Origin of the sequence: Variovorax sp. 278MFTsu5.1, from assembly GCF_048305045.1 — a bacterium.
In the GTDB taxonomy this organism is placed as follows: domain Bacteria; phylum Pseudomonadota; class Gammaproteobacteria; order Burkholderiales; family Burkholderiaceae_C; genus Variovorax; species Variovorax guangxiensis.
On the sequence record NZ_CP157622.1, the window covers coordinates 2448521 to 2472464 of the forward strand.

At 68.6% G+C, this 23944-nt stretch carries 20 protein-coding genes; 6 read left to right on the forward strand and 14 right to left on the reverse strand.

The window, feature by feature from the left end:
• Window positions 1–14: 14 nt before the first annotated feature.
• Both ABL844_RS11065 and ABL844_RS11070 read left to right on the forward strand, forming a co-directional pair.
• The gene (locus ABL844_RS11065; RefSeq protein ID WP_418131270.1) at window positions 15–917 is read left to right on the forward strand and encodes an amino acid ABC transporter substrate-binding protein; all 903 of its coding nucleotides are present in this window, start codon (window positions 15–17) and stop codon (window positions 915–917) included.
• 18 nt (window positions 918–935) lie between these two features.
• A complete protein-coding gene (locus ABL844_RS11070) occupies window positions 936–1595 on the forward strand; it encodes an aspartate/glutamate racemase family protein (RefSeq protein ID WP_418131271.1) in 660 nt (219 codons plus the stop codon).
• Here the strand turns inward: ABL844_RS11070 and ABL844_RS11075 are convergent.
• Entirely contained in the window at window positions 1587–2468 is an 882-nt protein-coding gene (locus tag ABL844_RS11075) for a hypothetical protein (RefSeq protein WP_369658731.1), read from the reverse strand. The two genes, ABL844_RS11070 and ABL844_RS11075, sit on opposite strands and share 9 nt — an antisense overlap.
• A gap of 147 nt (window positions 2469–2615) precedes the next feature.
• On the opposite strand from ABL844_RS11075, the gene ABL844_RS11080 reads away from it, so the two are divergent.
• On the forward strand, window positions 2616–3443 hold the full coding sequence (locus tag ABL844_RS11080) for an undecaprenyl-diphosphate phosphatase (RefSeq protein ID WP_126024235.1): 828 nt from the start codon (window positions 2616–2618) through the stop codon (window positions 3441–3443).
• 15 nt (window positions 3444–3458) lie between these two features.
• Here the strand turns inward: ABL844_RS11080 and ABL844_RS11085 are convergent, their stop codons facing one another.
• Window positions 3459–4277 carry an IclR family transcriptional regulator gene (locus ABL844_RS11085; RefSeq protein ID WP_418131272.1) on the reverse strand — a complete coding sequence of 273 codons (819 nt, stop codon included), beginning with the start codon at window positions 4275–4277 and terminating at the stop codon, window positions 3459–3461.
• Window positions 4278–4391: 114 nt separating this feature from the next.
• Here ABL844_RS11085 and ABL844_RS11090 point away from each other — a divergent pair, with 114 nt between their 5' ends.
• Together ABL844_RS11090 and ABL844_RS11095 are read left to right on the forward strand one after the other, a co-directional pair.
• Window positions 4392–5366 (forward strand): Bug family tripartite tricarboxylate transporter substrate binding protein, encoded by a 975-nt coding sequence (locus ABL844_RS11090; RefSeq protein ID WP_184636348.1) that lies wholly within the window; start codon window positions 4392–4394, stop codon window positions 5364–5366.
• A gap of 11 nt (window positions 5367–5377) precedes the next feature.
• Window positions 5378–7726, forward strand: a complete 2349-nt coding sequence (locus ABL844_RS11095; RefSeq protein ID WP_418131273.1) for a cytochrome P450/oxidoreductase — start codon at window positions 5378–5380, stop codon at window positions 7724–7726.
• Window positions 7727–7730: 4 nt separating this feature from the next.
• On the opposite strand, the gene ABL844_RS11100 is transcribed toward ABL844_RS11095, so the two are convergent.
• The 6 genes from ABL844_RS11100 to ABL844_RS11125 form a co-directional block, all read right to left on the reverse strand.
• Window positions 7731–9635: an ATP-binding protein gene (locus ABL844_RS11100; RefSeq protein WP_418119872.1), complete on the reverse strand. Its 1905-nt coding sequence runs from the start codon at window positions 9633–9635 to the stop codon at window positions 7731–7733.
• Window positions 9545–10252 carry a response regulator gene (locus ABL844_RS11105; RefSeq protein ID WP_418131274.1) on the reverse strand — a complete coding sequence of 236 codons (708 nt, stop codon included), beginning with the start codon at window positions 10250–10252 and terminating at the stop codon, window positions 9545–9547. Before ABL844_RS11105 ends, ABL844_RS11100 begins: the two co-directional genes overlap by 91 nt.
• Before the next feature lie 70 nt (window positions 10253–10322).
• On the reverse strand, window positions 10323–10919 hold the full coding sequence (locus tag ABL844_RS11110) for a GNAT family N-acetyltransferase (protein ID WP_418131275.1): 597 nt from the start codon (window positions 10917–10919) through the stop codon (window positions 10323–10325).
• 73 nt (window positions 10920–10992) lie between these two features.
• Entirely contained in the window at window positions 10993–11796 is an 804-nt protein-coding gene (locus ABL844_RS11115; protein ID WP_418131276.1) for an SDR family NAD(P)-dependent oxidoreductase, read from the reverse strand.
• A 97-nt stretch (window positions 11797–11893) separates the two neighbouring features.
• On the reverse strand, window positions 11894–12274 hold the full coding sequence (locus ABL844_RS11120) for a YciI family protein (protein WP_126024243.1): 381 nt from the start codon (window positions 12272–12274) through the stop codon (window positions 11894–11896).
• A gap of 53 nt (window positions 12275–12327) precedes the next feature.
• Window positions 12328–13581 carry an RNA polymerase sigma factor gene (locus ABL844_RS11125; protein ID WP_418131277.1) on the reverse strand — a complete coding sequence of 418 codons (1254 nt, stop codon included), beginning with the start codon at window positions 13579–13581 and terminating at the stop codon, window positions 12328–12330.
• Between the two features lie 120 nt (window positions 13582–13701).
• On the opposite strand from ABL844_RS11125, the gene ABL844_RS11130 reads away from it, so the two are divergent.
• On the forward strand, window positions 13702–15174 hold the full coding sequence (locus ABL844_RS11130; RefSeq protein WP_418131278.1) for an amidase: 1473 nt from the start codon (window positions 13702–13704) through the stop codon (window positions 15172–15174).
• A 33-nt stretch (window positions 15175–15207) separates the two neighbouring features.
• On the opposite strand, the gene ABL844_RS11135 is transcribed toward ABL844_RS11130, so the two are convergent.
• The 6 genes from ABL844_RS11135 to ABL844_RS11160 all read right to left on the reverse strand — a co-directional run bounded on the left by ABL844_RS11135 (window position 15208) and on the right by ABL844_RS11160 (window position 23787).
• Complete coding sequence (locus tag ABL844_RS11135; protein WP_418131279.1) at window positions 15208–16590, reverse strand: esterase/lipase family protein; 1383 nt, start codon at window positions 16588–16590, stop codon at window positions 15208–15210.
• A gap of 10 nt (window positions 16591–16600) precedes the next feature.
• Window positions 16601–18964, reverse strand: coding sequence for a hypothetical protein (locus ABL844_RS11140; RefSeq protein WP_418131280.1), 2364 nt, complete (start codon window positions 18962–18964; stop codon window positions 16601–16603).
• A gap of 109 nt (window positions 18965–19073) precedes the next feature.
• Window positions 19074–19874 (reverse strand): alpha/beta fold hydrolase, encoded by an 801-nt coding sequence (locus ABL844_RS11145; RefSeq protein WP_418131281.1) that lies wholly within the window; start codon window positions 19872–19874, stop codon window positions 19074–19076.
• Between the two features lie 90 nt (window positions 19875–19964).
• Window positions 19965–20804, reverse strand: coding sequence for a proteasome-type protease (locus ABL844_RS11150; RefSeq protein ID WP_126024247.1), 840 nt, complete (start codon window positions 20802–20804; stop codon window positions 19965–19967).
• Between the two features lie 34 nt (window positions 20805–20838).
• On the reverse strand, window positions 20839–23469 hold the full coding sequence (gene mutS, locus ABL844_RS11155) for a DNA mismatch repair protein MutS (protein ID WP_418131282.1): 2631 nt from the start codon (window positions 23467–23469) through the stop codon (window positions 20839–20841).
• 93 nt (window positions 23470–23562) lie between these two features.
• Window positions 23563–23787 (reverse strand): XRE family transcriptional regulator, encoded by a 225-nt coding sequence (locus ABL844_RS11160; RefSeq protein WP_126024249.1) that lies wholly within the window; start codon window positions 23785–23787, stop codon window positions 23563–23565.
• Between the last annotated feature and the right edge of the window lie 157 nt (window positions 23788–23944).

Below are 23944 nucleotides of genomic sequence, written 5' to 3' on the forward strand. Positions count from 1 at the left end.
TCGAGGAGCGTTCCATGCCCAAGCTTCGTCCGCTGTTTTCCTTCGCCGCCGTGCTTGCGGCCGCGCTGATGCCCCTCGCCGCCGCGCAGGCGCAGGAGAACGACACGCTCGCCAAGATCAAGGCCAGCGGCGCCATCACCTTCGGATACCGGGAGTCGTCCTTCGGCTTCTCTTACCTCGACGGCAACCTCAGGCCGGTGGGCTACAGCCTCGACATCTGCAACCGCATCGTCGAGGCGGTGAAGAGCGAGCTGAAGATGCCGGCCGTCGAGGTCAGGTACCAGGCCGTCACCTCGGCCAACCGCATTCCGCTGGTGCAGAACGGCACGGTCGACATCGAATGCGGCTCCACCACCAACCTCGTCGAGCGGCAGAAGCTGGTGGCCTTCTCGCCGGACATCTTCCGCTACAACGTGCGCATGCTGGTGAAGGCCGATTCGGGTATCAAGGGCATCGCCGACCTGCAGGGCAAGACCGTGGCCACCACAAGCGGCACCACCTCGTTCCGCCTGCTGCGCGAGGCCGACCGGGGCCGCAACCTGGAGGTGACCAATCTCGCGGGCAAGGACCACAGCGACTCCTTCCTGCTGGTGGAAACCGGCCGCGCCCAGGCCTTCGTGCTCGACGACATCCTGCTGGCCGGCCAGATCGCGAACGCGCGCAACCCCAAGGACTTCCTCATCACCGGCGAGAGCCTGCGCACCGAGAACCAGTCGCTGATGTTCCGCAAGGACGACCCGGCCTTCAAGGCGCTGGTCGATCGCGTGGTCTCGGGCATGATGAAGTCGGGCGAGATGGAAAAGCTCTATGCGAAGTGGTTCATGTCGCCCATTCCGCCCAAGGGCATCAACATCAACTACCCGCTGAATGCCGAGACGAAGGACGCCTTCGCCAATCCTTCCTCCAAGGGCATCTGAGCGCCGTCGCCTGAACTCATGACCCGCATCGCCCTGATCCACGCGCTCTCGCACTCCGTCGCGCCCATCAACGAAGCCTTCGCGCGCGACTGGCCCGATGCCGTGCGCATGAACCTGCTCGACGACAGCCTCTCGGCCGACCTGGCGCGCGAGGGCAAGGGGCTCGACGCCGCCATGCACGAGCGCTTCCAGCGCCTCGCGCAGTACGCGGTCGATACCGGCGCGCAGGGCATTCTCTTCACCTGCTCGGCCTTCGGGCCGTGCATCGAGGCGGTGGCGCGGCGGCACGCGGGCATTCCGGTGCTCAAGCCCAACGAGGCCATGATCGACGAGGCAGTGCAAGGGCTGCAGGGCCGGCTCGGCCTGATCGCCACCTTCGCCCCCACGCTGGCGTCGATGCCGCCGGAGTTTCCATCGGAGGTCGCGCTCGAAACCGCGCTGGCCGAAGGCGCGCTCGATGCATTGAACGCTGGCGATACGCAGCGCCACGATGCGCTCATCGCCGCCCAGACCGCCGCACTGCGCGAACGGGGCTGCACGCGCATCGCGCTGGCGCAGTTCAGCATGGCACGGGCACGTTCTGCCTGCGAGGCGGCCAGCGGGCTGCCGGTGTTCACCACGGTCGACAGCGCGGTGCGCGCGCTGCGCCGCCACGCCGGCGGCGGCGCTTCAGCGTAGGCGCGAGAACTCGATCACCGAGAACAGCGCGGTCATCGCGATCTGCGCCGCGTCGCTGCGCCCGAGGTTGCGGGTGAGGCCGGTCTCGCGGTCGGTGGCTTCAAGCCCCTGCGACAGGCGGCGGTAGATGTCCGCCGAGGGCATGCTCGCCGAGGTGCCCAGCGCGTCGCAGTAGGTGTCGGCGAGCACGGCCGCGAGCTGCTCGCTCTGCTCGTTCGACAGCTTCATCGGGTCGCCGGTGAAAACCGACGCGATGCAGTGCATCAGGTAGGCCTGTGTTTCGAGCGAGAACGACTGTTGCCGCACGTAGCATTCGACCGCTGCCCAGAAGAGCGGCTCGGAGGTGCGGCGCCAGCTTTCGAGCACCTTGCGCGCCTTGGCCACCAGGTCGGCGTGCGTGTCGCCGGGCTCTGTGGGGCGCAGCGCCAACCCCTGCAGGGTGAGCGCGGCTTCCGGGCCGGCCGCGCCGAGGATGAAGCTCCAGAACTTCCAGCGCGCATACCACTTCTTGTCGTGCGCGGGGTCCAGCGGTTCGAGCAGCCAGAAATCGATGCTCTGCACCGCGTCGCCGCGCTGTTCGGCCACGTTGCCGTCGCCCAGGTCGAGCGCGGCCATGCCCGACTGCATGCGGTCGGCCTCGATGTGGCCCTGCGCGACGATGCCCGCGCTGGAGCCCGAGAGGTCGATGTCGCGCAGCCGCTGCATCAGCTGCCGCAGTTCGTGGGCCGACGCGCCCGTGGCCTCGGTCACGCGGCGCATCGAGGCGCTCTGCTCGCGTTCCAGGTCGAGGGCGTTCTTGCGGCGGTCTTCGCCGTGATCGTCGAAAGTCGAGGCGTGCTCTTCGAGTCTGTCGCCGGGCGTGAACGTTCGCATTACCAATGGCTCCTTAGGCATCCCATGCCTTCGCACACCCTCGACTGTGTGTCAACGCGCCGTGCCTGAACATCACCGGAACAGGGGAGTCTGAGCCCTGGCTGACCAGCCCCCTCGCGATAATGGCCGCACTTGAAAGGAGTACGCGTGGATATTGTTTTGCTGGCCAAGGCCGCCATCATGGGCATCGTCGAGGGGCTCACCGAATTTCTTCCGATCTCTTCGACGGGCCACCTGATCCTTGCGGGCTCGCTGCTCGGCGGCTTCGGCGACAACCGGGGCAAGGTCTTCGAGATCGCCATCCAGACCGGCGCGATCTTCGCGGTGATCCTGGTGTACTGGCAGAAGATCCGCTCTACCGTCGTCGCGCTGCCGCGCCAACCCAAGGCCCAGCGCCTGGCGCTGAACATCTTCATCGGCTTCCTGCCCGCAGTGGTGCTGGGCCTGCTGTTCGGCAAGGTCATCAAGGAGCACCTGTTCATCCCGACCGTGGTGGCGAGCACCTTCATCATCGGCGGCTTCATCATCCTCTGGGCCGAGAAGCGGCCGCCCGGATCGGTGCGCGTCGAGCATGTCGACGACATGACGCCGTGGGACGCGCTCAAGGTCGGCCTGGTGCAGTGCTTCGCGATGATCCCCGGCACCAGCCGCAGCGGCTCGACCATCATCGGCGGCATGCTGCTGGGCCTCTCGCGCCAGGCGGCGACCGACTTCTCGTTCTTCCTGGCCATTCCCACGCTGATCGGCGCGGGCCTCTACAGCATCTACAAGGAGCGCGCGGCGCTGTCGATGGCCGACGTGCCGCTCTTCGCGGTGGGGCTGGTGTTCTCGTTCATCAGCGCATGGCTTTGCGTGCGCTGGCTGCTGAAGTACATCAGCAGCCACAGCTTCATTCCCTTCGCCTGGTACCGCATCGCCTTCGGCATCCTGGTGCTGGCCACGGCGTGGACCGGCACGGTGGTCTGGGCCGACTGATCCTGGTTTGATTCTTCAGCCCGCGGCGCCCAGCAGGGCGCTCGCGGCCCTTGCTTCCTGCCGCACCGCCGCGGCGATGGGCCCGTCGATCGACGGGTCGAAGCCGCCCGTGGCGCCCAGCGCGGTGATCACGGCGCAGACCCGCCCCGCATAGTCGTACACCGGCGCCGCCACGGCGCTGATGCCGCGCAGGTAGGTGTCCTTCACGCTCGCGCAGCGCGCCTGGCGCACCTCGCGGCGCAGCTCCCCGATCGGGTCCTTCGCGTCGAGCTGCGAGCGCATCTCGGGCGTGGCATCGGCCAGTTCCTGCTCGGCCAGCGCAAGCACCCGCGATTCATCCAGCAGCCCCAGGAAGGCGCGGCCCGTGGCCGACCACAGCATCGACATCACCGAGCCGGCGCGCACGTTCACCGTGACCGGCAGGCCCGGTTCCTCGAAGCGCACGATGGTCGGGCCCTTGTTGCCCATCACCGCCACGAAGCAGGTCACCTCCAGCGATTCGCGCAGGCGGATCAGGCAGGGCTCGGCAGCGCGGATCGGGTCGGCCTGGCGCATGGCGGCCAGGCCGATCTGGATGGCTTCGGTGCCCAGGTAGTAGTGCTGCGAGGCGGCGTCCTGCAGCACGAGGCCCGCTTCCATCAGGCTCGCGAGGTAGCGGTGCACCTTGGCCGGGCTCTCGGCGACGTGCGCCGACAGCGCGGTCAGGCTGCTGCGCCCGCCCAGGTGCGCCAGCCCCTTGAGCACGGACATGCCGGTCTCGGCGGACTGCACCCGCTGGCGGCGTTCGCGCGCTGGGGAGGAGAGAGAGCGATCGGATTCCGGAGGCTGCTTCATGACGGCTGGATGTTAGGTGCTCGACCGGCAGAGCCGGGTAAACCCGCGATCTGAGAATTACGCTATGCGTATGATAATTACGCAATACACAAAATTCCTCACGGAGACTCCCTCATGAAGAAGCACTTCGCCCGCTGCCTCGCGGTTCTTTCGCTGGCTGCCGTCGCCGCCGGCGCCGGCGCACAGCAGGCCTATCCCGCCAAGCCGATCCGCTGGATCGTTCCCTACGCGGCCGGCGGCGGCTCCGACTTCCTGGCGCGCACGGTCGCGCAGACGCTCTCGACCCAGGTCGGGCAGCCGGTGCTGGTGGACAACAAGCCCGGCGGCAACACCGCGCTGGCCGCTTCCGAAACCGTGCGCGCCGCGGCGGACGGCTACACCGTGCTCTCGGCCGACAACGGCACGCTGGTGTTCAACCCCGCGCTCTACAAGTCGCTGAGCTACAACCCCACCAAGGACCTGGCGCCCGTCACGCTGATGGGCAAGTTCCCGATGATCCTGGTCGTCGGCGCCAACTCGGGCTTCAACTCCGCCAAGGACTTCATCGCCCAGGCCCGCGCCAAGCCGGGCGGCATCAACTACGCCTCGGCCGGCGCGGGCAGCCCGCACCACCTGGCGATGGAACTGCTGAAGGTGGAGGCCAAGCTCTTCATGGTCCACGTGCCGTACCGCGGCGCGGCGCCCGCGCTGGCCGACGTGGTCGGCGGACAGCTGCCGGCCATGATGGTCGACCTGGCCGCGGGCTCCGGCTTCATCAAGGGCGGCAAGGTCAAGGCCCTGGCTGTGGCCAACCCCACGCGCCTGCCACAGCTGCCTGATGTGCCCACCTTCGCCGAGCTCGGCTACAAGAACGTCGAGGCCGCCGCGCTGGTCGGCGTGGTGGTGCCCTCGGCCACGCCCGCCGATGTGGTGACCACGCTCAACCGTCAGCTCGTCGCCGCCATCAACGAGCCCTCGGTGCGCACGCGCATGGTCGACTTCGGCGTGGAGCCGGTCGGCAACACGCCCGCGCAGTACGCCGCGCTGCTCAGGAGCGAGACCGAGCGCTGGCACAAGCTGATCCGCGACCTGAAGATCACCCTCGACTGAAGCTGTCCGCCATGCCCGATACCGCCACGTCCTCGCGCACTTCCGGCTGCCCCGTCGCGCACGGCCCGCTGTCTTCCGAGCGAACGCCCACCGGTTGCCCGGTGAGCCAGCGCGCCGCCGGCTTCGACCCCTTCGAGGACGGCTACCAGCAGGATCCGCCCGAGTACGTGCGCTGGGCGCGCGAGCAGGAGCCCATCTTCTACAGCCCCAAGCTGGGCTACTGGGTGCTCACGCGCTACGAGGACATCAAGGCGGTGTTCCGCGACAACATCACCTTCAGCCCCTCCATCGCGCTCGAGAAGATCACGCCCACGGGCGAGGAAGCCAACGCGGTGCTGGCCTCCTACGGCTTCGCGCTCAACCGCACGCTGGTCAACGAGGACGAGCCCGCCCACATGCCGCGCCGCCGCGCGCTGATGGACCCCTTCACGCCCGAGGCGCTGAAGCACCACGAGCCCATGGTGCGCGAGCTGGCGCGCGAGTACGTCGACCGCTTCATCGACGACGGCCGCGCCGACCTGGTCGACCAGATGCTGTGGGAGATCCCGCTGACCGTGGCGCTGCACTTCCTCGGCGTGCCCGAGGAAGACATGGACACGCTGCGCAAGTACTCCATCGCGCACACAGTCAACACCTGGGGCCGTCCGAAGCCCGAGGAGCAGGTGGCGGTGGCGCATGCGGTGGGCAACTTCTGGCAGTACGCCGGCAAGGTGCTGGCCAAGATGCGCCAGGACCCCGACGCGCCTGGCTGGATGCAGTACGGCATCCGCAAGCAGATGCAGCACCCAGATGTGGTGACCGACTCGTACCTGCACTCGATGATGATGGCCGGCATCGTCGCCGCGCACGAGACCACGGCCAACGCCACCGCCAACGCGGTGAAGCTGCTGCTGCAGCACCCGCAGGTGTGGCGCGAGCTGTGCGAGGACCCGGGGCTCATCCCCAACGCGGTGGAGGAGTGCCTGCGCCACAACGGCTCGGTGGCCGCGTGGCGCCGCATGGTCACCAAAGACACGCAGGTCGGCGGCGTCGACCTGCCGGCGGGCTCGCGCCTGCTCATCGTGACCTCGTCGGCCAACCACGACGAGGGGCATTTCTCGGATGCCGACCTGTTCGACATCCGCCGCGACAACGCCAGCGACCACCTGACCTTCGGCTACGGCTCGCACCAGTGCATGGGCAAGAACCTGGCGCGCATGGAGATGCAGATCTTCCTGGAGGAGTTCACGCGCCGGCTGCCGCACATGCGGCTTTGCGAGCAGCGCTTCACCTACGTGCCGAACACCTCGTTCCGGGGGCCCGAGCACCTGTGGGTGGAATGGGACCCGGCCGCCAACCCCGAGCGCGCGAACCCCGGCCTGCGCGACGTGCGCGTGCCGGTGCGCATCGGCGAGCCCTCGGCGCATGCGATCGCGCGGCCCGTGGTGGTGCAGGGCGTGACGCCGGTGGCCGAGGGCGTCGTCAGGCTGCGCCTGGTGTCGCCCGATGGCAAGCCGCTGCCGCGCTGGACGGCCGGCTCGCACATCGACGTCGAATGCGGCACGCCCGAACTCTCGCGCCAGTATTCGCTGTGCGGTGACCCCGACGACGCGGGCGCCTTCGAGATCGCCGTGCTGCACGAGCCAGAAGGCCGCGGCGGCTCCGCCTGGGTGCATGCGAACGTGAAGGCCGGCGACAGGCTGCGCATACGCGGCCCGCGCAACCACTTCAGGCTCGACGAGTCGCTGCAGAAGGCGATCTTCATCGCCGGCGGCATCGGCATCACGCCGGTGAGCGCGATGGCGCGGCGCGCCAAGGCGCTGGGCATGGACTACGAGCTGCACTACAGCGGCCGCAGCCGCCGCAGCATGGCCTTCGTCGATGAGCTGGCTGCGCTGCATGGCGAGCGGCTGCACCTGCACGTTGCCGACGAAGGCCGGCGTAACGATTTGCAGGCGCTGCTCGCGCAGCCGGTGCCCGGCGCGCAGGTCTACGCCTGCGGCCCGCTGCGCATGCTGCAGGCGCTGGAGGCGTGCTGCGCCGCATGGCCCGAGGGCGCGCTGCGCGTGGAGCATTTCGAATCCACGCTGGCCACGCTCGATCCGTCGAAGGAACGGGCCTTCGAGGTCGAGCTGAAGGATTCGGGCCTCGTCCTCACCGTGCCGCCCGACCAGACCCTGCTGACCGCGCTGCGCGCCGCCAACGTCGACGTGCAGAGCGATTGCGAGGAGGGGCTGTGCGGCTCCTGCGAGGTGCGCGTGCTCTCCGGCAAGGTCGATCACCGCGACGTGGTGCTCACGCGGGTGGAGCGCGACGCCAACACGAAGATGATGGCCTGCTGCTCGCGCGCCTGCGAGGGGCGGCTGGTGCTCGAACTCTGAGCGCTCAGCCGGCGAGCGGCATCCGCAGCGCCACACGGGTCTCGCCGGGGCGCGACTGCAGGTGCAGCTCGGCGCCAAGGCGGCGGGCCCGCGTGCGCAGGCTGCGCAGCCCCGCGCCGGCCGTCCGGTCATCGACCGCGAAGCCGCGCCCGTCGTCGCGCACGCTGAGCTGGAGCTCGGCGCCCGCGCGCGCCACCGTCACGTCCACGCGGCGGCTCGCGCTGTGCTTGAGCACGTTGGTCAGCGCCTCCTGCAGGAAGCGCATCAGGTCCAGGCTCTGCGAGGGCGGCAATTCCAGCGTTTCGATGCCCGACACCTGCCAGCGGCAGTCGATGCCGTTGGCGTCGAGCAGCTCCGTGCTGCGGTGGCGCATCGGCACCAGCAGCTCGCCGAGCGCGCGGGCCCCGTCGTCGCGGCCGGTGGCGTCGATGATCAGCCGCAGGTCGTCGCGCAGGCGCTTGAGCATGGCGAGCAGTTCCGGCGCGCTGAGGTTCTCGGGCTTGCGCTCCAGCGTCGCGATGCTGCCCACCAGCATGCCGCCGAGCCCGTCGTGCAGGTCGCTCACCAGGTTCACGCGCTCGCCGATGCGTGCGTGCGCCAGCTCCAGCGCGTGCTGCTGGGCCAGCGTGGCGGCGAGCTCGGCCTTGGCTGCGTTCACCTCCTCGATCAGTTCGGTGTTGAAGTTCTCGATGCGCCGCAGGCTCTGCGCGAAGCGCGCCGCCTGCGTGAGCGCCATGCCCAGCAGCAGCACGTACGACGACATGTTGGTGTAGTAGACGTTGCTGTCGATCACCTGCGTGAACACCAGCAGGTCGTGCGCGCCCGTCACGGCCGAGATCGCCATGAAGGGCGCGATGGAGCGCACCGGGCTGCCGCGATGGCGCCAGCCGTACACCAGGGCGCAGCTGTTCACCACGATGACCGTGAGGCCGCCCACCAGCGTCCAGATGGCCCTGTGCGCCGCCAGCGACGGCTCGGGCGCCAGCCACAGGTCGAGCACGCCGGCCGCCGCCACCAGCGCGGCCGCGCCTTCGAGCCGTGGCAGGCGGCGCCCGCAGTAGCGCAGCACGAACAACAGATAGGAGACGCTGAACACCAGCAGCAGCGAGGTGTTGAGCGCCTGCCAGTGATGGTTGGAGCCGAAAGGCCAGGGGCTGGTCGCGATCTGGTTGTAGGCGAACAGCAGCCACAGCACCGACATCGCCGCGAACCAGCCATAGGCCGTCTCGCGCCGGCGCAGCCACCACCAGGCGGCGAAGAAGGCCGAGACCGCCGCGCTGACCGCGAGGCCCAGCACCTGCAGGTCGTGCCGCACCAGCCGTTCGCGCTCGAAGCGCGACTGCATCGCCGCCGGTTCGCCGATCTCGACCGGCCCCAGTCCCGCCTGGTAGGGCGCCAGCCCCGAGACGCGCACCAGCAGGGTGTTGGTGCCTGGCTTCAGCAGCGGCGGCGCCAGCAGCCAGTAGCGCGGCGTGTTCCAGGCGCGCGTGAGCGGCTCGACCAGGCTTTGGTCGCGCGAGATCGTCGTGCCGTTGAGCGAGACCTCGCCGGCCATGTTCAGGTAGTGCAGCAGCAGGCCGGCTTCACGCGCCTGCTCGGGCTGCTCCCACGTCAGGCGGTACCAGACGACGCCGTCGAAGCCGGGCCAGCGGTTGGCCCAGCTGTCGGGCAGGGCGACGGGCGTCCAGCCTTCGGCGGGCGGGGCGGTGTCGTTCCAGCCGGTGCCGCGCACGGCCTCCACGCGCAGCGCGGGAGCGGCGGTTTCTCCGGCAGCGAAGGCCGGGCAGGCCGCGAGAAGAAGCAGGACGAACGCGCCGCTCAGCGCAGCAAGCCATGCCGTCGCGCTTCGAAGACGGCTTCGGTGCGCGAACTGACGGCCAGCTTGCGGTAGATGTTCTTGGTGTGGCATTCCACGGTCAGTCTGGAGATCGAGAGCGATTCGGCCATGTCGCGGTTGCTCAGGCCCTGCGAGACGAGCTCGAGTATCTTGAGCTCCCGGCGCGTGAGCGCGGCCGGTGCCTCTGCGCAGCCCTGCGCCTGCGCGGGCGCGTCGGCCGGTGGCTGGTGCGATGCGAGCCAGGCGAGGATGTGGCGCGCGATGCTCGGGTCGATGGGCGCGCCGCCCTGTTCGATGCTGCGCAGCGCGATGCCCAGCTCGACGTCATCGCGCTCCTTCAGCAGGTAGCCGATGGCGCCCGCGCGCAGGGCCGCGAAGATGATCTCCTCGGTGCGCCAGGCCGAGATGACCACCGCCGGTACGCCCGGGTGGTGCGCCTGCAGCCAGCCGATGAGCTCCACCCCGCTGCCGTCGGGCAGGCCGATGTCCACCAGCACCACGCCGTAGCCTTGTTCGCCCAGCAACTGCCGGGCGCCTGCGACGCTGTCGGTCACCGAGATACGGCTCTCGTCGCAGCCGAGGGAAGACAGCACATGGCGCAGGCGCTCCTGCGTGGCCGGATCGTCCTCGACGATCAGCGTGGGGCTCAGCGAGACGGGTTCGGCGGCTTCAGCGGGAAGAGGGGACATGCGGCGGAATCTTCGGCCGGCCTGGCGCGGCGGGTGGAACGTATCTGCCTATTTTCCCGTTTGCTGCCGACTACTGCCGAGCCGGCCTGCACATGATCAGGTACGCCGAGTTCGTGACCGGCTCCAGGTGCTCGGCCTCGCCGCGGAAGCCCAGCCGCTCGTAGAAGGCCACGCTGCGCGGCGTGAAGGTTTCCAGGAAGCAGGGCACACCCGCCGCGTCGGCCTCGGCCAGGGTCGGCGCCAGCAGTTGCGCGCCCAGCCCGCGTCCCTGCGCCGAGGGCGAGATACCGAGGATCGACAGGTACCAGGCATGCGCCGGCACCACGGCCGGCGAGCGCGCGGCCATGAAATCGACGATGCGGCGGTAGTTGCCGTGGCCGCGCGGGCCCAGCGTGGCGGCGAGGTATTCGCCCTTTGCCGCCGACTCGGCCGCGTCGAGCGCATCGGCGCGCGGCAGCAGCCAGGCCGCCGCGCCGAGCCGGGCGTCTTCGGTGGCGAGGTAGCGGCCGGTGCGCGCGGCCTCGCCCAGCGAATAGGCGAAGTAGTCGGCGAGCACCGCCTTGCGCGCCGGCATGTCGTCCTCGAAATCGACGGAGATCGCCAGGTAGAACGGATCGACGATCAGGGCGTCGGCCAGCGCGGGCGCTGGCGGGAAGTCGGGCTGCATGCGGAATCGGCTCGGTTCGGGAATGACCCGGGCGATTCTAGGGAGCCCGGTCGGGCCCGGCCTCAGTCCAGCCTCAGTCCAGCGTGATGCCCCCGCTCAGGTTGAGCACCGCGCCGGTCATCGCGCCGGCGCCGTCCGAGGACGCGAACATCGCGGTGGCGGCCATCTGGTCGAGCGAGGGCAGCCGCTCCACCAGCAGCCCGGGCGGCTTGGCCGCGAGCATCTGCTCGACCGTGAGCCCCATGCTTTCCGCCGCCGGGCGGAACACCTCGCGGGCGTGCGAGCCGGCGGTCACCGCCTCGGGAATGGCATGCGAGCGGATGCACACGGTACGGATGTTGAAGGCCGCCATCTCGCCCGCCATGTGGTGCGACAGCGCCTCCACGCCCGCGCAGGCCACCGCATGGCCCAGGTAGCCAGGCCCCGGCATGCGCGAGGCCGGCGTCGACACCGACAGGATCACGCCGCCGCCGCGCTTGGCCATGTGCGGCGCCACGGCCTTCGCCGTGAGGAAGCAGCTCCGGGTGTAGGCCTGCACGGGCAGGAAGAAGTCTTCCAGCGGCAGCTCCGCCAGCGGCGTGCCCTGCACGTGCACGATGCCGATGGCATTGAGCGCGATGTCGATGCCGCCGGCGCGCCCGGCCACTTCGGCGGCGTGGCGGACCATGGCCTGTTCGTCGAGCGCGTCGACCACGGCAGGCTCGGCATGCCCGCCGCCGGCCTCGATGGAGCGCGCCGCCGCGTCGAGCCTGGCGCGGTCGCGCCCCGTGATGAACACCCTGGCGCCTTCACGCGCGAAGGCACGGGCCACCGCCGCACCGATGGCTCCGCTGCCACCATGAACCACCACGCATTTGTCCTTGAATGTCTGCGACATCGTCTTTTCCTTGGTTTGCCGCCCGCGAAATGCGTGCGTTCCAGCCAAGGACGGGCGGCGGTGGCCCGATCCGACAACGCCGGCAGATTTTTTTACTTCAGACCTGCGGAATGCGCGCAGCAATCACACCTGGGTCGTACCAGGTGATCGGCCTGATCTCGAACACGCCGCCCTCGAAGGCCAGCCGGTGCGCTGCGTGGGTGGCTTCCTCGACCGACTCGCACTCCACGATGTAGATGCCCATGAGCTGCTCCTTCGTCTCGGCGAAGGGCCCGTCGGTGACCAGCGGATGCATGTCGCCCGCGCGGCGCACCGTGGTCGCCACATTGGGCATCAGCCGCAGCACGGTGCCGAGCCGGCCCTGGCCTTGGAGGTCCTCGCGCAGGTCGGTGTGGCGTTCGAGCATTTCCTCTTCGACACCGGGCTCCCAGGCGGCCACCGCGGATTCGGAGCCGTAGATGAGGATGGAATAAAGCATGGTCTTCCTTTTCTTTTCCGTGTTTCGTGGGTGGCGGGCGGGGTGGAATCGGGTCAGCCGGGCCTGCCCAGGCGGTCGAGCATCGCCCGGATGTGCGCGGCCTCCGCGGCGGTACGGGCCATGCCCAGGGCGCGAGCGAAGGCGGCGCGGGCCTCGTCGGGGCGCTGCAACTCCATCAGCAGTGCGCCCCGCAGGCCGTGGAAGTGAAAGTAGCCGTCCAGAGCGCCGGCCAGCGGTTCGGTCAGGGCCAGCGCGACCTGCGGCCCGCGCAGCTTGTGCACTGCCACCGCGCGGTTCAGCGTGACGACGGGAGAGGGCTGCAGTGTTTCGAGCGCTGCGTAGAGGCGGTCGATCTCGGCCCAGTCGGTGTCCCGGGCGCGCGGCGCCTGCGCGTGGGTGGCGGCGATGGCGGCCTGCAACTGGTAGGGGCCGGGCCTGCGCTGCCGCAGTGCGCCTTCGACCAGCGCCAGCCCTTCGTCGATGAGCGCGCGGTTCCAGCGTGCGCGGTCCTGGTCTTCGAGCAGTACGACCATGCCGCCCGCATCGAGACGCGCATCGGCGCGCGCGTGCTGCAGCAGGAGCAGGGCGAGCAGGCCCATCAGCTCGGGCTCGCCGGGGAACAGGCCGAGCAGCAGCCGCGCAAGGCGTATCGCTTCCTCGCACAGTGCGGCGCGCACATGCTCCTCGCCGCCGCTGGCCGAATAGCCTTCGTTGAAGAGCAGGTAGACGGTGGTGCACACGGTCGCCAGCCGCTCGTCGCGCTCGCGCCGGCCCGGCGTGTCGAAGGGAATGCCGGCCGAGGCCACGCGCTTCTTGGCGCGGGTGATGCGCTGCTCCATCGCGGCCTCGCCGACCAGGAAGGCGCGAGCGATCTCGCGCACCGACAGGCCCGAGACGACGCGCAGCGCCAGTGCGATCTGCTGCGTCAGCGGCAGCTCGGGGTGGCAGCAGACGAAGAGCAGGCGCAGCACGTCGTCGCGGTAGTGCGCCTGGTCGAGCTGTTCGACGAGGGCGGCCTCGGTGTCGTCCAGGTCTGAAACGAGCGCGTCGTCTTCCGGCAGCGGCTCGTGCTGGCCGCGCCGGCGCACTTCGTCGAGCGCCGCGTTGCGCCCGACGAAGATCAGCCAGGCCAGCGGGTCGCGCGGCGGGCCGCTTTCGTGCCAGTGGCGCAGGGCGCGCAGGCTGGCTTCCTGGAAGGCTTCCTCGGCCATGTCGAGCTCGCGGAAGTAGCGCAGCAGCGCGGCCACCGCGCGCGGGCGCGAGGCGGTCAGCGTGGTGGCGATCCAGGCGGTGTCTGCGTCGGTCATGCGGTCGCTTGTTTGTCCTTCGTTCCTGCTCACCCAAGGACGCGCCAGTATGCGTCGCGCCGACACGCTCGGCAAAATCGGACGCACTTTCCTCGATGAACAAGAAATGGAGCAATGCGAATGACGCTGGCAATGAGCTGGAGCGAATGGGCCGACCACGACGGAGTCGGCCTGGCCGAACGGGTCCGCAAGGGTGACGTGACGGCGGCGGAGCTGGCCGCGCAGGCGGCCGCCGGCATCGCGAGGCTCGATCCGCGGCTCGACGCGGTCGTCGAAGTCTTCGACGACGTGGTGGCCGACCCGCTGAAGGACGGCATGAACCCCGAGGGTGTCTTCGCGGGCCTGCCCTATCTGATGAAGGACCTGGGCCCCACGCTCAAGGGCCGGCTGCAGGAGTTCGGCTCGATGATGATGCAGGGCCACCGCCCGGCGGCCGACAGCTTCCTCACGCAGCAGCTGCGCAAGGTGGGCCTCAACATCATGGGCCGCAGCACCACGCCGGAGTTCGGCGTGTGCAGCTCGGCGGAGAACGCCTTCCACGTCACGCGCAACCCCTGGGACCTCGAATACACCACCTGCGGCTCGTCGGCCGGCACGGCGGCGATCGTGGCCGCAGGCGTGCTGCCGCTGTCGCACGCCACCGACGGCGGCGGCTCCATCCGCATTCCGGCGGGCGTGAACGGCAACATCGGCCTGAAGGTGTCGCGCGGCGTGTTCTCGCTGGCGCCGGGGCTGTCGGATCTTTCGGGGCTGGTGTCGATCCAGGGCTGTCACAGCCGCACCGTGCGCGACACGGCCGCCTTCGTCGATCATTGCCGCGGCGGCGCGCCCGGCGAGTTCATGCCCTTCTGGTCGCCGGCCGAGCCGTACAGCGAGCTCATCCAGCGCGATCCGGGGCGGCTGCGCATCGCGCTGTCGCACGAGTGGGGCGACTTCCGCGCCACGCCGCATTTCGTGGCCGAGCTGGAGCGCGCGGGCAAATTCCTGGAGGGTCTGGGCCACCACGTCGAGTGGGCGCTGCCGGAGCTGGACTTCCGCACCGCCTTCGACGCCCAGACCACCTGCTACATCAGCAACTTCGCGCAGGTCATCGACGGCCACCTGCACCGGCTGGGCCTGGAGCGTCCGCCGGCCGAGCTGCTGGAGCCGATCAACATCAAGATCTGGGAAGCCGGGCTGCACACCTCTTACACCGAGCGCGCGAAGATGCAGGCGGTGTTCAACACCACCTCGCGCGCCTTCGGCGATTTCTTCCAGCGCTGGGACATCATCCTCACGCCCATCACCGCGCTGCCCACGCCCAAGGTGGGCACCAGCGAGTACCTCACGACCAGCACGAACCCCTCGGTATACGACTGGTTCGCCAACCTCTGGCAGAACTTCGCGTACACGCCGCTGGCCAACCTGTGCGGCATGCCGGGCATCTCGCTGCCGATGGCAGCGCAGGAAAACGGCTTGCCGCTGGGCATCCAGGCACAGGCGGCGCAGGCCAACGACGGGCTGCTGCTGCAGCTGGCCGCGCAGATCGAGCGGGCGCTGGGCGGCAAGTGGAATGGGGGCCGGCGGCCCAGGGTGCACGTCGCCGGCAAATGAGCCGAGCAAAGGCCATGGCGTGCGCTCGGCCCTTCAAGAGATCTTGAGCCACCCCTGCAGCTTGACCACGGTTCTGGGCTGTGTGAAGTAGGCGCAGTGGTGCACGCCGGCCGTCTTCCCGTAGGACAGCGTTTCCTCTGGCGCCAGTAGCGAGTGGGACATCGATTTCGTGTCCACCACAAGATCATTGCTGCCGGGAAAGAGGCGATCGGTGATTTCGTCGGCCGCGATCCAGGGCAGTTGCCGCAGCTGCGCCACGATGTTCCACCACGGATCGTTGTTCTGTGGCTCGTAGTCGGAACTCAGCACGTAGCACGCCGGCCTGGGGCCGGCCGCGTTCCAGCGCGGATCCGACCAGAGGCGGGCGAGCTCAGTGTTGTTGGTAACGAGCGACTGGCCGTTCAGTCCCGGGACGAGCGCGATGGCTGCGTCCGCCACCGGCAGCGCTGAGAGCGCGCCCGAGACGCCGCCGAGAATGCCCACCAGGCCGCCCGCGCCGGCCAGGAAGCCGCTGGCGAAGGTGGGAAACGCCGCGCTGGTCTTAAGCCCGGTGCTGAGCATCTGCGCATAGTTCGCAAAATAGTCCAGCAGGTGGCGAATGCGATAGGGCGAAGCGAGGCTCGTGCCCGTCAGGGGCGCTCCTGCAGTCACAAGCGTCTCGACCTTGCAGCGGGTTGAGCGGAGCCACCAACTGGCGACCAGGCCGCCCCTGCTATGGCAGATGACGTCCACCGGCGTGCTCGCAGGCAGGCCTGCGGCGCTCAGCGCGTTCTCCAGGTCGATGGCGTTGAGTATCGGGCTCACGCTCAACGTGGGGTGGTCGAAACTCGCCACATGGCTATAGACCTTTGCCAGCGCAGAGGCGAAGAAAGCAGGCGGTAGCGCCTCGAAGTAAACGTCACCCTTGCTGAAGGTGCCATGCACGAACAGCAGCAAGCGCTTGCAGGCCTCCAATTGGCCGGCGAGTGCCACCGGCTCGCCAAGCGCCCCGTCGACCAAGAAGCGCAACCCTTGCTTCGGCGTGAGCTTTTCATCGAGCTTCTGCAGCGCGGCGCCGATCTGGTTGGGACCGACTTCCGCCACTTCCGAGCGGGTGATGGTGCGACCGAAGGAGAACAGGCCACCGCGGTAACGCCCGCGCCCACCCAGCGCGGCGCGGCGCAGGCTGGGAGCGCCGCTGTTGCCTACGCTGGCACGGTAGTCCCAATGCAGCACGCCGCGGCTGTCCTCGATCAGCAGCACTTCAGCATTGGCTGCTCCCGTACCGATGCCTCGCCGCGGTCCCGTGCGGGCTACCGGGCTTGTGGGTTCTCGTTTCTGCTCCGCAGCGAAGGTGGCCGAGGCGCCAAGCGCGAGTTGCTTCGTGGCCAGTAGCTGGAAGTCGTTCTTCTTCTGGATGGAAGCCTGCGTGCTCATCGTGTGCTCCTCAGGCGAAGTTCAGCGGAAGCGGCGTGATCTGAGCCGTGCGCGCGCTCATCAGGTCGATCATGTAGTCGAAGTCCTGCGGGTCGTTGAGGTTGTTCTGCCCATGGGCGATGGCCTCGTCGAAGCCGCCCATCATGGTCAGCAGCGTGGCCTCCAGCGTCACCAACTCGCCGGTGTCGATGTAGTGCTGGATCTCGCGCAGTGACGTGCTCAGGAACATGCCGTAGACGGGGCGCCGAGGCAGGAAGGTCCATTTCTCGCCGGCATCGGCGCTGTCGGTCATCTCGAGGAAGCGGTCGCGGCCTTCGATGCTGCGCCAGTAACCCACGAAGGCATGGGCCTTGAGCACCATGATGACTGGCTGGATGTCCACCAGCTCGAGCGCGGCCGCCAGCAGCAGCGCGAGATCGATGCAGGTGCCCCATCCGCCCTTGAGCACCATCGTGGGGGTGCGCAGGCGCTGGCTGTCGGTGTTCTTGCTATAGGCGGGAGGCGGGTTGATGTAGCCCAGGCGGTATTCGTGCAGCAGTGTGGACCACAGCGCGCGCACCTGCAGGTCGACGGCCTCCGGCGAACTCGCTTGGTAGCCCTCGAAGCCCGCCGTGGCATCGTCCCGCAGCACGCGCACGTACTTCTGCGCCTTCAGCACCAGTGCCTCGATTTCCGGGTCGCGCGGAAAAATAAAGGAGGCCAGCGTGTGTGCGCTCTGCGCCGAGAAGCGCCACTGGTCGGCGGGTAGCAGGCGCGTGGAGTAGGTTTCGCTCAGCAGTAGCTGGTCGCCGTGGCTCAGCTTCACGTAGAGCGTGGTCACTACGCTCTCGCCGCAAGAGCGCGCCAGTGGCGAGGTCAACGGAAACTCGATCTCGCTGCGCAGATCGACGAAAGGCGCTTGCAGGTCGAACTGCTTGCGATAGACCAGCTCCCGGTCTTCGCCGTTGAGCCTGACTTCGATGTTGACGTTGTTCAGGATCAGCGGGTTCTTCAGAAAAATGCGAAAGTTCTCGAAGGGGTACTGCTTCTGGTGCAACTGCGCGTAGTTGAGCCCGGCCGGCACCGATATGTGGAACTGGCATATACCCGGCGGCAGTGCTTTACCCAGGAACTCGCTGTTTCTCGTCGGTTCGAGCGACTTCGTTTCGAGGTCCGAGCCGTCGAATTCGCTCAATCTGGATGCGCAGGTCCAGAGCACGATGCCCGCCCCGCGGAGGCCGCCCTGCAATCGCCACAAGCCATTGAGCGCACGCACATGCGCCACCGCGACCCGCCCCTTGCTGGCGGCCAGGCCGATGTAGAACTCCTTGAAGTATTCCTCGGCCAGTTCGTCGTCGATGAAGTCCTGGAAACCGATCGAGGCGCCGGCCTGTCCCTCGCCAACGGTCATCGCCGCGATCCGGTTGCCGGAGTGATAGAGGTTCCAGCAGACAAGGGCGGGATGGTGCTTGTCGAACAATTTGGAAAGCCGCATGTAGGAGACGCAGTCGATACGGGCGTTGGTGCCATGCATCAGATCGGAGTCCTCGTGCAGCATGGCGTACCCGTCGACTTCCTCCATGCCGTCCTTCGGGTCGGGAACGCAGTCGCACAACTGGGCCAGGATCACCTCGCTTTCCTTCGCGGTCCACTCGTCGCTTTCCGCAAGGGCGCGTGCCTGGTGCGTGTCGCATCCCGCGAAGTGCACGATGTCGGGCTTGTACTCGGCGATCCTTGCCTGGAGTTCCCTGTACCGCGGCGTCCATATTTCCTGGACGTCGGCATCGGGCAGATGGGCCCGGATGCCCTCCAGTTCGGACTTGAGGGTGTACTTGCGGCTGATGAATCCCGGCGCTGACAGCACGACCAGCACTTTCCATCTGCTCGCGGGCAGTGCGGGCGCCGCGGTGGACCGTCCGGTGTCGGAGATGTCAAGTCGGCGGATGACCGGCAGGCGGTAGACGTCGCTCAACTCGTGCGGGTGATGCGCGCGGATCGCAGAGTTCAGCACGAACTCCCAGGGCATGACGCGGTACTGCCAGTTCTTATCCTCGGAGACATAGCGGATCGACACTTCGGCGATCCGCGTGTCGAGCCCAGGCATTGGCCGCGGTTCCGCGTTTCTCGGAAGAAACAGTCGGTCCCACATCAACACCGCTCTCGTCTGCTGGGCAACATTGAGAACCTCGGTGTCGCGCCAGCGTTCCCGGTTGAGCAGCGCATAGTTCCACCAGGGGGCCTGACGCTTGACTTCCTTGCCGTCTTTCGAGGCACCGCCACGTAGGGCGTCCGGCGATCCGGGCCATCCGACGGTCATGACCGTGCTACCGGTGGCGCCCCTGACAGATACACGCTTGCGCGCGGGTGCTCTCGTCTGCTTCCTGCCAGTCGTCATGGAGCCCTCCGTAGGTGGAGAGGGACTCTAATAATCCAGGGCCGGGGGCGCATCCCTTAAATGAGGGAGGCGGAAACGGCAAGCGTCGCTGAGGCGTGTTTCCGGCCCGTCAGAGCAGGTTGCGCAGCGCGGCCTCGATGGCCGCCGCGGTGGCCAGCGGCTTTTCCATCGGGAACAGGTGCGTGCCGTCCAGCATCGCGATGCGGCCGCGGGTGACCTTCTGCGTCATCGCCATGCCCACGCGCTTCATCTCGGCCGACTGGCGCCCGCCGATGAAGGCCGCCTTGCACTTGAGCGGGTGCGCCCGCAGCAGCGCGCCGAGGTTGTGGGGCAGGGTGTTGTAGATGGCGGTCTCGACGTCGCGGTCGAAGCTCAGCGCGCGAGCGTCATCCGCGTCGAAGGTGCCGTGGTCGATGTAGTCGTGCAGCACCTGCTCGTCCCATTTCGCGAAGGCCTTCTTGCTGCGGAAGTGCTCGAACACCGCCTCGCGGTGCTCCCAGCTGTTCTTGCGCTTGCGGCTGATGGCGCCGGGCGACACGCTCTTCATGAGCGGCGTGCGCTTGACCACGTTGAGCGTGTTCGCGCGCCAGCCGCCGAGGATGGGCGAGTCGATCAGCAGCACGCCGCGCGCCAGCTCGGGGTGCTGGGCGGCGCACATCAGGCTCAGGAAGCCGCCGAGCGAATGGCCGATCAGGAACACCGGGCCGCCCGCGCGGTCGGCGCGCGCCTTGGCGAAGTCGGCCAGCTGCTGCACCAGGTGCGGCCAGTTGTCGGTGACGGGGTACTTCGGGTCGTGCCCGAATTTCTCGATGGCGTCGACCTCGAAGCCGCGGTTGCGCAGGCTGTCGAGGACGACGCGGTAGGTGCTCGCGGGAAAGCTGTTGCCGTGCGAGAAGACGACGGGGGGCATCACGGCCGTCGCCGGGCCGCCCCAAGGCGGCCGAGCCTCCCCCTCGGGGGGTGGAGAAGCACACGAAGTGGCAAGCCGGGGGGCATCATTTCAGATGAGCTTTTCGTCGGGGGTCGAGATCTTGCGCAGCGGGCTGTGGCGCGTCGCGGGCATCTTCAGCGGGTGCTCGGTATGGCTGTCGTCCCACACCGGGTCCTCGATGCTGTCGAACACCTCGCGCAGCTTCTGGCCCCAGCTGTTGTGCACCATGCGGTAGTAGGGGTTGTCGGCGTCGATGCAGATCACGCGGTCGGTCTCGAGCTTGTTGGCCTCGTAGACCACCATGTCCAGCGGCAGGCCGACCGACAGGTTCGACTTCATGGTCGAATCCATCGACACCAGCGCGCACTTGGCCGCCTCGTCCAGCGGGGTCTCGGGCGTGAGGACGCGGTCGAGCACCGGCTTGCCGTATTTCGACTCGCCGACCTGGAAGTAGGGCGTCTCGGTGGTGGCCTCGATGAAGTTGCCGGCCGCGTAGACCAGGAAGAGGCGCATGCCCTCGCCCTTGACCTGCCCGCCGAAGATGAAGGACACGTTGAAGTCCAGCCCCGCGTGCTTCAGCGCCTCGGCGTCGCGGTCGTACACATGGCGCACCGCCGAGCCCAGCACGCGTGCGGCATCGAACATGCTCCTGGCGTTCCAGATGGTGATGGGGGCGCCCTGGCTGCCGTCCTCGCGGGTTTCGCGCAGTTCCTCGATCTGGAGGATCTCGCGCACCGACTGAGAGATGCTCAGGTTGCCCGACGACAGCAGCACCATGACGCGGTCGCCCGGCTGCTCGTAGACGATCATCTTGCGGAATGTGCTGATGTGGTCCACGCCCGCGTTGGTGCGGGAGTCGGAGAGAAACACCAGGCCGGCGTTGAGTTTGATGCCTACGCAGTAAGTCATGGGTTCAGGTTCATCTGGCATGAACTGTGCCGGGTCATGCGGCGCCGAGTTCACGTTTGTTCAGTTTCTGAAGGGCATACAAGGCATCGAGGGCCTCGCGCGGGCTCATCGTGTCGGGGTCGAGCGCGGCCAGCGCGGATTCTACGGCGCTGGCCATGGGTGTTTCGGTCACCGGAGGCGGAGCGAACAGGTCGACCTGTGCACGAGTTTGCGCATGCTGCGATTCAAGTGCCTCCAGCGCCTGCCGCGCGTGGTTGACCACCGCCGCGGGCATGCCCGCCAGCCGCGCCACCTGGATGCCGTAGCTCTTGCTGGCCGGGCCGGGCTGCATTTCGTGCAGGAAGACGATGTCGCGGCCCGCCTCGGTGGCGCTCACGTGCATGTTCACCGCGCCGTGGTGCGTGGCCGGGAACTCGGTCAGCTCGAAATAGTGCGTGGCGAACAGCGTGAAGGCCTTGCTGCGGTCGTGCAGCTGGGCCGCGATGCCGGCGGCCAGCGCCAGCCCGTCGAAAGTGCTGGTGCCGCGGCCGATCTCGTCCATGAGCACCAGCGACTGGGCGGTGGCGCTGTGCAATATCTGCGCGGCCTCGGTCATCTCCAGCATGAAGGTCGACTGCGCGTTGGCCAGGTCGTCCGCCGCGCCGATGCGGGTGTGGATCGCGTCGATCGGCCCGAGCCGGCAGGCTGCCGCCGGCACGTGCGAGCCGATGGAGGCCAGCAGCACGATGATCGCCACCTGCCGCATGTACGTCGACTTACCGCCCATGTTGGGGCCGGTGATGACCTGCATGCGCTGCTGCGGCCCCAGCTGCGTGTCGTTGGCGATGAAGCCGCCCGACGACTTTTCGGCCAGCCGCGCCTCCACCACCGGGTGGCGGCCCTGCTGGATCTCGATGCACGGGTGCGACACGAAGCTGGGCGCGCGCCAGTGCAGCGTGTGCGAGCGCTCGGCCAGCGCGCACAGCGCGTCGAGCGTGGCGAGGCCGCCGGCCAGTTGCGTGAGCGCGGGCACCGAGGGCTGCAGCGCGTCGAGCAGTTGCTCGTAGAGCCACTTCTCGCGGGCCAGCGCGCGGTCCTGCGCGCTCAGGGCCTTGTCCTCGAAGGCCTTCAGCTCGGGCGTGATGAAGCGCTCGGCGTTCTTCAGCGTCTGGCGGCGGCGGTAGTTGTCGGGCACCTTGGAGAGCGCGCTCTGCGTCACCTCGATGTAGAAGCCGTGCACGCGGTTGAACTGCACCCGCAGGTTGCCGATGCCGGTGCGCTCGCGCTCGCTGATCTCGAGCTTGAGCAGGAAGTCGTCGCAGTTCTCGCTGATGGCGCGCAGCTCGTCGAGCTCGGCGTCGTGGCCGGTGGCGATCACGCCGCCGTCGCGCACCAGCGCGGATGGGTCGGGCTTGATGGCGCTGGTCAGCAAGGCGGCGCAGCCCGGCGGCGGGGCGAGCCGTTCGGCGATCTGGCCGAGCAGGGCGGACGCCGCGGGCAGCATCGGTGCGAGCTGCTCCGCCTTCGCGAGCGCCAGCTGCAGCGCCAGCAGTTCGCGCGGGCGCACCTGGCGCAGCGCGATGCGCGCGGCGATGCGTTCCACGTCGCTGGTGTTCTTGAGCTGCTCGCGCAGCGTGCGCCAGGGGGCGGCCGTGGCACCGGGCGCCGTGGCCTGCAGCGCGCCGATGGCTTCGAGGCGGCCTTGCGCCTCGGAGCGGTCGCGCCGGGGCGAAAGCAGCCAGCGCTTGAGCAGGCGGCTGCCCATGCCGGTCATGCAGGTGTCGAGCAGCGAGAACATGGTGGGCGAATCTTCGCCGCGCAGCGTCTGCACCAGTTCGAGGTTGCGCCGCGTGGTGGGCGGCAGCTCGATCAGGTCGCCGTCGCGTTCCACCGACAGGCGCTGCACGTGCGAGAGCGCACGGCCCTGGGTGTGCTCGGCGTAGCCCAGCAGCGCAGCCGCCGCGGCGTGCGCGTTGGCGAGCGATTCGGCGTTCCAGGCCGCGAGGCTGTTGCTGCCCATCTGCTCGGCCAGCTTGCGCTCGCCGAGGCCGCCGTCGAACTGCCACGCCGGGCGCAGCGAAAGCGTGAAGGGCGTGGCGGCGCGCGCGGCCTTCAGTCGCTGCTCGAAGGCGGGCGTGACTTCGGCGCTGTAGAGCAACTCGCTGGGGCCGATGCGCGCGATCCAGGCTTCGAGCGCGTCGGCCGGGCACTCGGCCAGCCGCAGCTCGGCGCCGGTCACGCTGAGCCAGGCCAGGCCGCAGACGTTGCGCGCGCCCGCATGCACGGCCAGGAGCAGCGAGTCGGCCTTGTCGTTGAGAAGCTCGGAGTCGGTCAGCGTGCCGGGCGTGACCACGCGCACCACCTTGCGCTCGACCGGGCCCTTGGCGGCGCCCACTTCGCCCACCTGCTCGCAGATGGCGACCGATTCGCCCAGCTTGATGAGGCGGGCCAGGTAGGTGTCGACCGAGTGGAAGGGCACGCCGCACATCACCACCGGCTGGCCGGCGGACTGGCCGCGCTGGGTGAGCGTGATGTCGAGGAGGCGCGCGGCCTTCTCGGCGTCGGCCCAGAAGAGTTCGTAGAAGTCGCCCATTCGGTAGAACAGAAGGGTGTCCGGATGGTCGGCTTTCAGGCCCAGGTACTGGGCCATCATCGGCGTGTGCCCAGAGAGGTCTGTCTTGGTCATTTCAATCAGTTGCTTGCGATCCATGCCGCCGGCGCGCGGGGCATGGGGGGCAGGTGGGGGACGTTCCTAGGCATTTTCCGCGCGGCTCTCTGTTCAGCCGGCCCGGTGGCCGCCCTCGAGCGGCCACTGCCTCGTCTTGAGCATGAACAACTCGAAGAGGCCCGGCGCCATCGAGCGGTCGCCGGCCTCCCACTGCTGCCATCCGCGCAGCGAGGCCTGGACCGTCTGCGCGGCCTCGGTCTGCGTGAGGCCCGCGGCAATGCGGGCGTCGCGGACGGCGGCGGGCGAGGGGCTGGAGTGCTTGTTCGGGGAGGGCATGGGAGGCATGGCGCATGACGCCTGCGCGCACGGGTGAAAGTGCCGCGGGCATTCTACGTTCAATGCGCGTATCGCCGGCCTGCGCGCGGCGCCGTGTTCGCCGCCGGCCTGAAGCGGAATTCGTCGCGCGGTGATCCGGCGCGCCCGGCCTTGCGTA

Excerpts from the sequence above, each read along its gene's own strand:
- ABL844_RS11070 (WP_418131271.1), top strand. The coding sequence starts at position 936 with ATGACCCGCATCGCCCTGATCCACGCGCTCTCGCACTCCGTCGCGCCC.
- ABL844_RS11145 (WP_418131281.1), bottom strand. The coding sequence starts at position 19,874 with ATGCCCCCCGTCGTCTTCTCGCACGGCAACAGCTTTCCCGCGAGCACC.
- ABL844_RS11140 (WP_418131280.1), bottom strand. The coding sequence starts at position 18,964 with ATGACGACTGGCAGGAAGCAGACGAGAGCACCCGCGCGCAAGCGTGTA.
- ABL844_RS11150 (WP_126024247.1), bottom strand. The coding sequence starts at position 20,804 with ATGACTTACTGCGTAGGCATCAAACTCAACGCCGGCCTGGTGTTTCTC.
- ABL844_RS11065 (WP_418131270.1), top strand. The coding sequence starts at position 15 with ATGCCCAAGCTTCGTCCGCTGTTTTCCTTCGCCGCCGTGCTTGCGGCC.
- ABL844_RS11100 (WP_418119872.1), bottom strand. The coding sequence starts at position 9,635 with ATGCCACACCAAGAACATCTACCGCAAGCTGGCCGTCAGTTCGCGCAC.
- ABL844_RS11075 (WP_369658731.1), bottom strand. The coding sequence starts at position 2,468 with ATGCGAACGTTCACGCCCGGCGACAGACTCGAAGAGCACGCCTCGACT.
- ABL844_RS11120 (WP_126024243.1), bottom strand. The coding sequence starts at position 12,274 with ATGCTTTATTCCATCCTCATCTACGGCTCCGAATCCGCGGTGGCCGCC.
- ABL844_RS11105 (WP_418131274.1), bottom strand. The coding sequence starts at position 10,252 with ATGTCCCCTCTTCCCGCTGAAGCCGCCGAACCCGTCTCGCTGAGCCCC.
- ABL844_RS11135 (WP_418131279.1), bottom strand. The coding sequence starts at position 16,590 with ATGAGCACGCAGGCTTCCATCCAGAAGAAGAACGACTTCCAGCTACTG.
- ABL844_RS11090 (WP_184636348.1), top strand. The coding sequence starts at position 4,392 with ATGAAGAAGCACTTCGCCCGCTGCCTCGCGGTTCTTTCGCTGGCTGCC.
- ABL844_RS11125 (WP_418131277.1), bottom strand. The coding sequence starts at position 13,581 with ATGACCGACGCAGACACCGCCTGGATCGCCACCACGCTGACCGCCTCG.
- ABL844_RS11160 (WP_126024249.1), bottom strand. The coding sequence starts at position 23,787 with ATGCCCTCCCCGAACAAGCACTCCAGCCCCTCGCCCGCCGCCGTCCGC.
- ABL844_RS11085 (WP_418131272.1), bottom strand. The coding sequence starts at position 4,277 with ATGAAGCAGCCTCCGGAATCCGATCGCTCTCTCTCCTCCCCAGCGCGC.
- ABL844_RS11115 (WP_418131276.1), bottom strand. The coding sequence starts at position 11,796 with ATGTCGCAGACATTCAAGGACAAATGCGTGGTGGTTCATGGTGGCAGC.
- mutS (WP_418131282.1), bottom strand. The coding sequence starts at position 23,469 with ATGACCAAGACAGACCTCTCTGGGCACACGCCGATGATGGCCCAGTAC.
- ABL844_RS11110 (WP_418131275.1), bottom strand. The coding sequence starts at position 10,919 with ATGCAGCCCGACTTCCCGCCAGCGCCCGCGCTGGCCGACGCCCTGATC.
- ABL844_RS11095 (WP_418131273.1), top strand. The coding sequence starts at position 5,378 with ATGCCCGATACCGCCACGTCCTCGCGCACTTCCGGCTGCCCCGTCGCG.
- ABL844_RS11130 (WP_418131278.1), top strand. The coding sequence starts at position 13,702 with ATGACGCTGGCAATGAGCTGGAGCGAATGGGCCGACCACGACGGAGTC.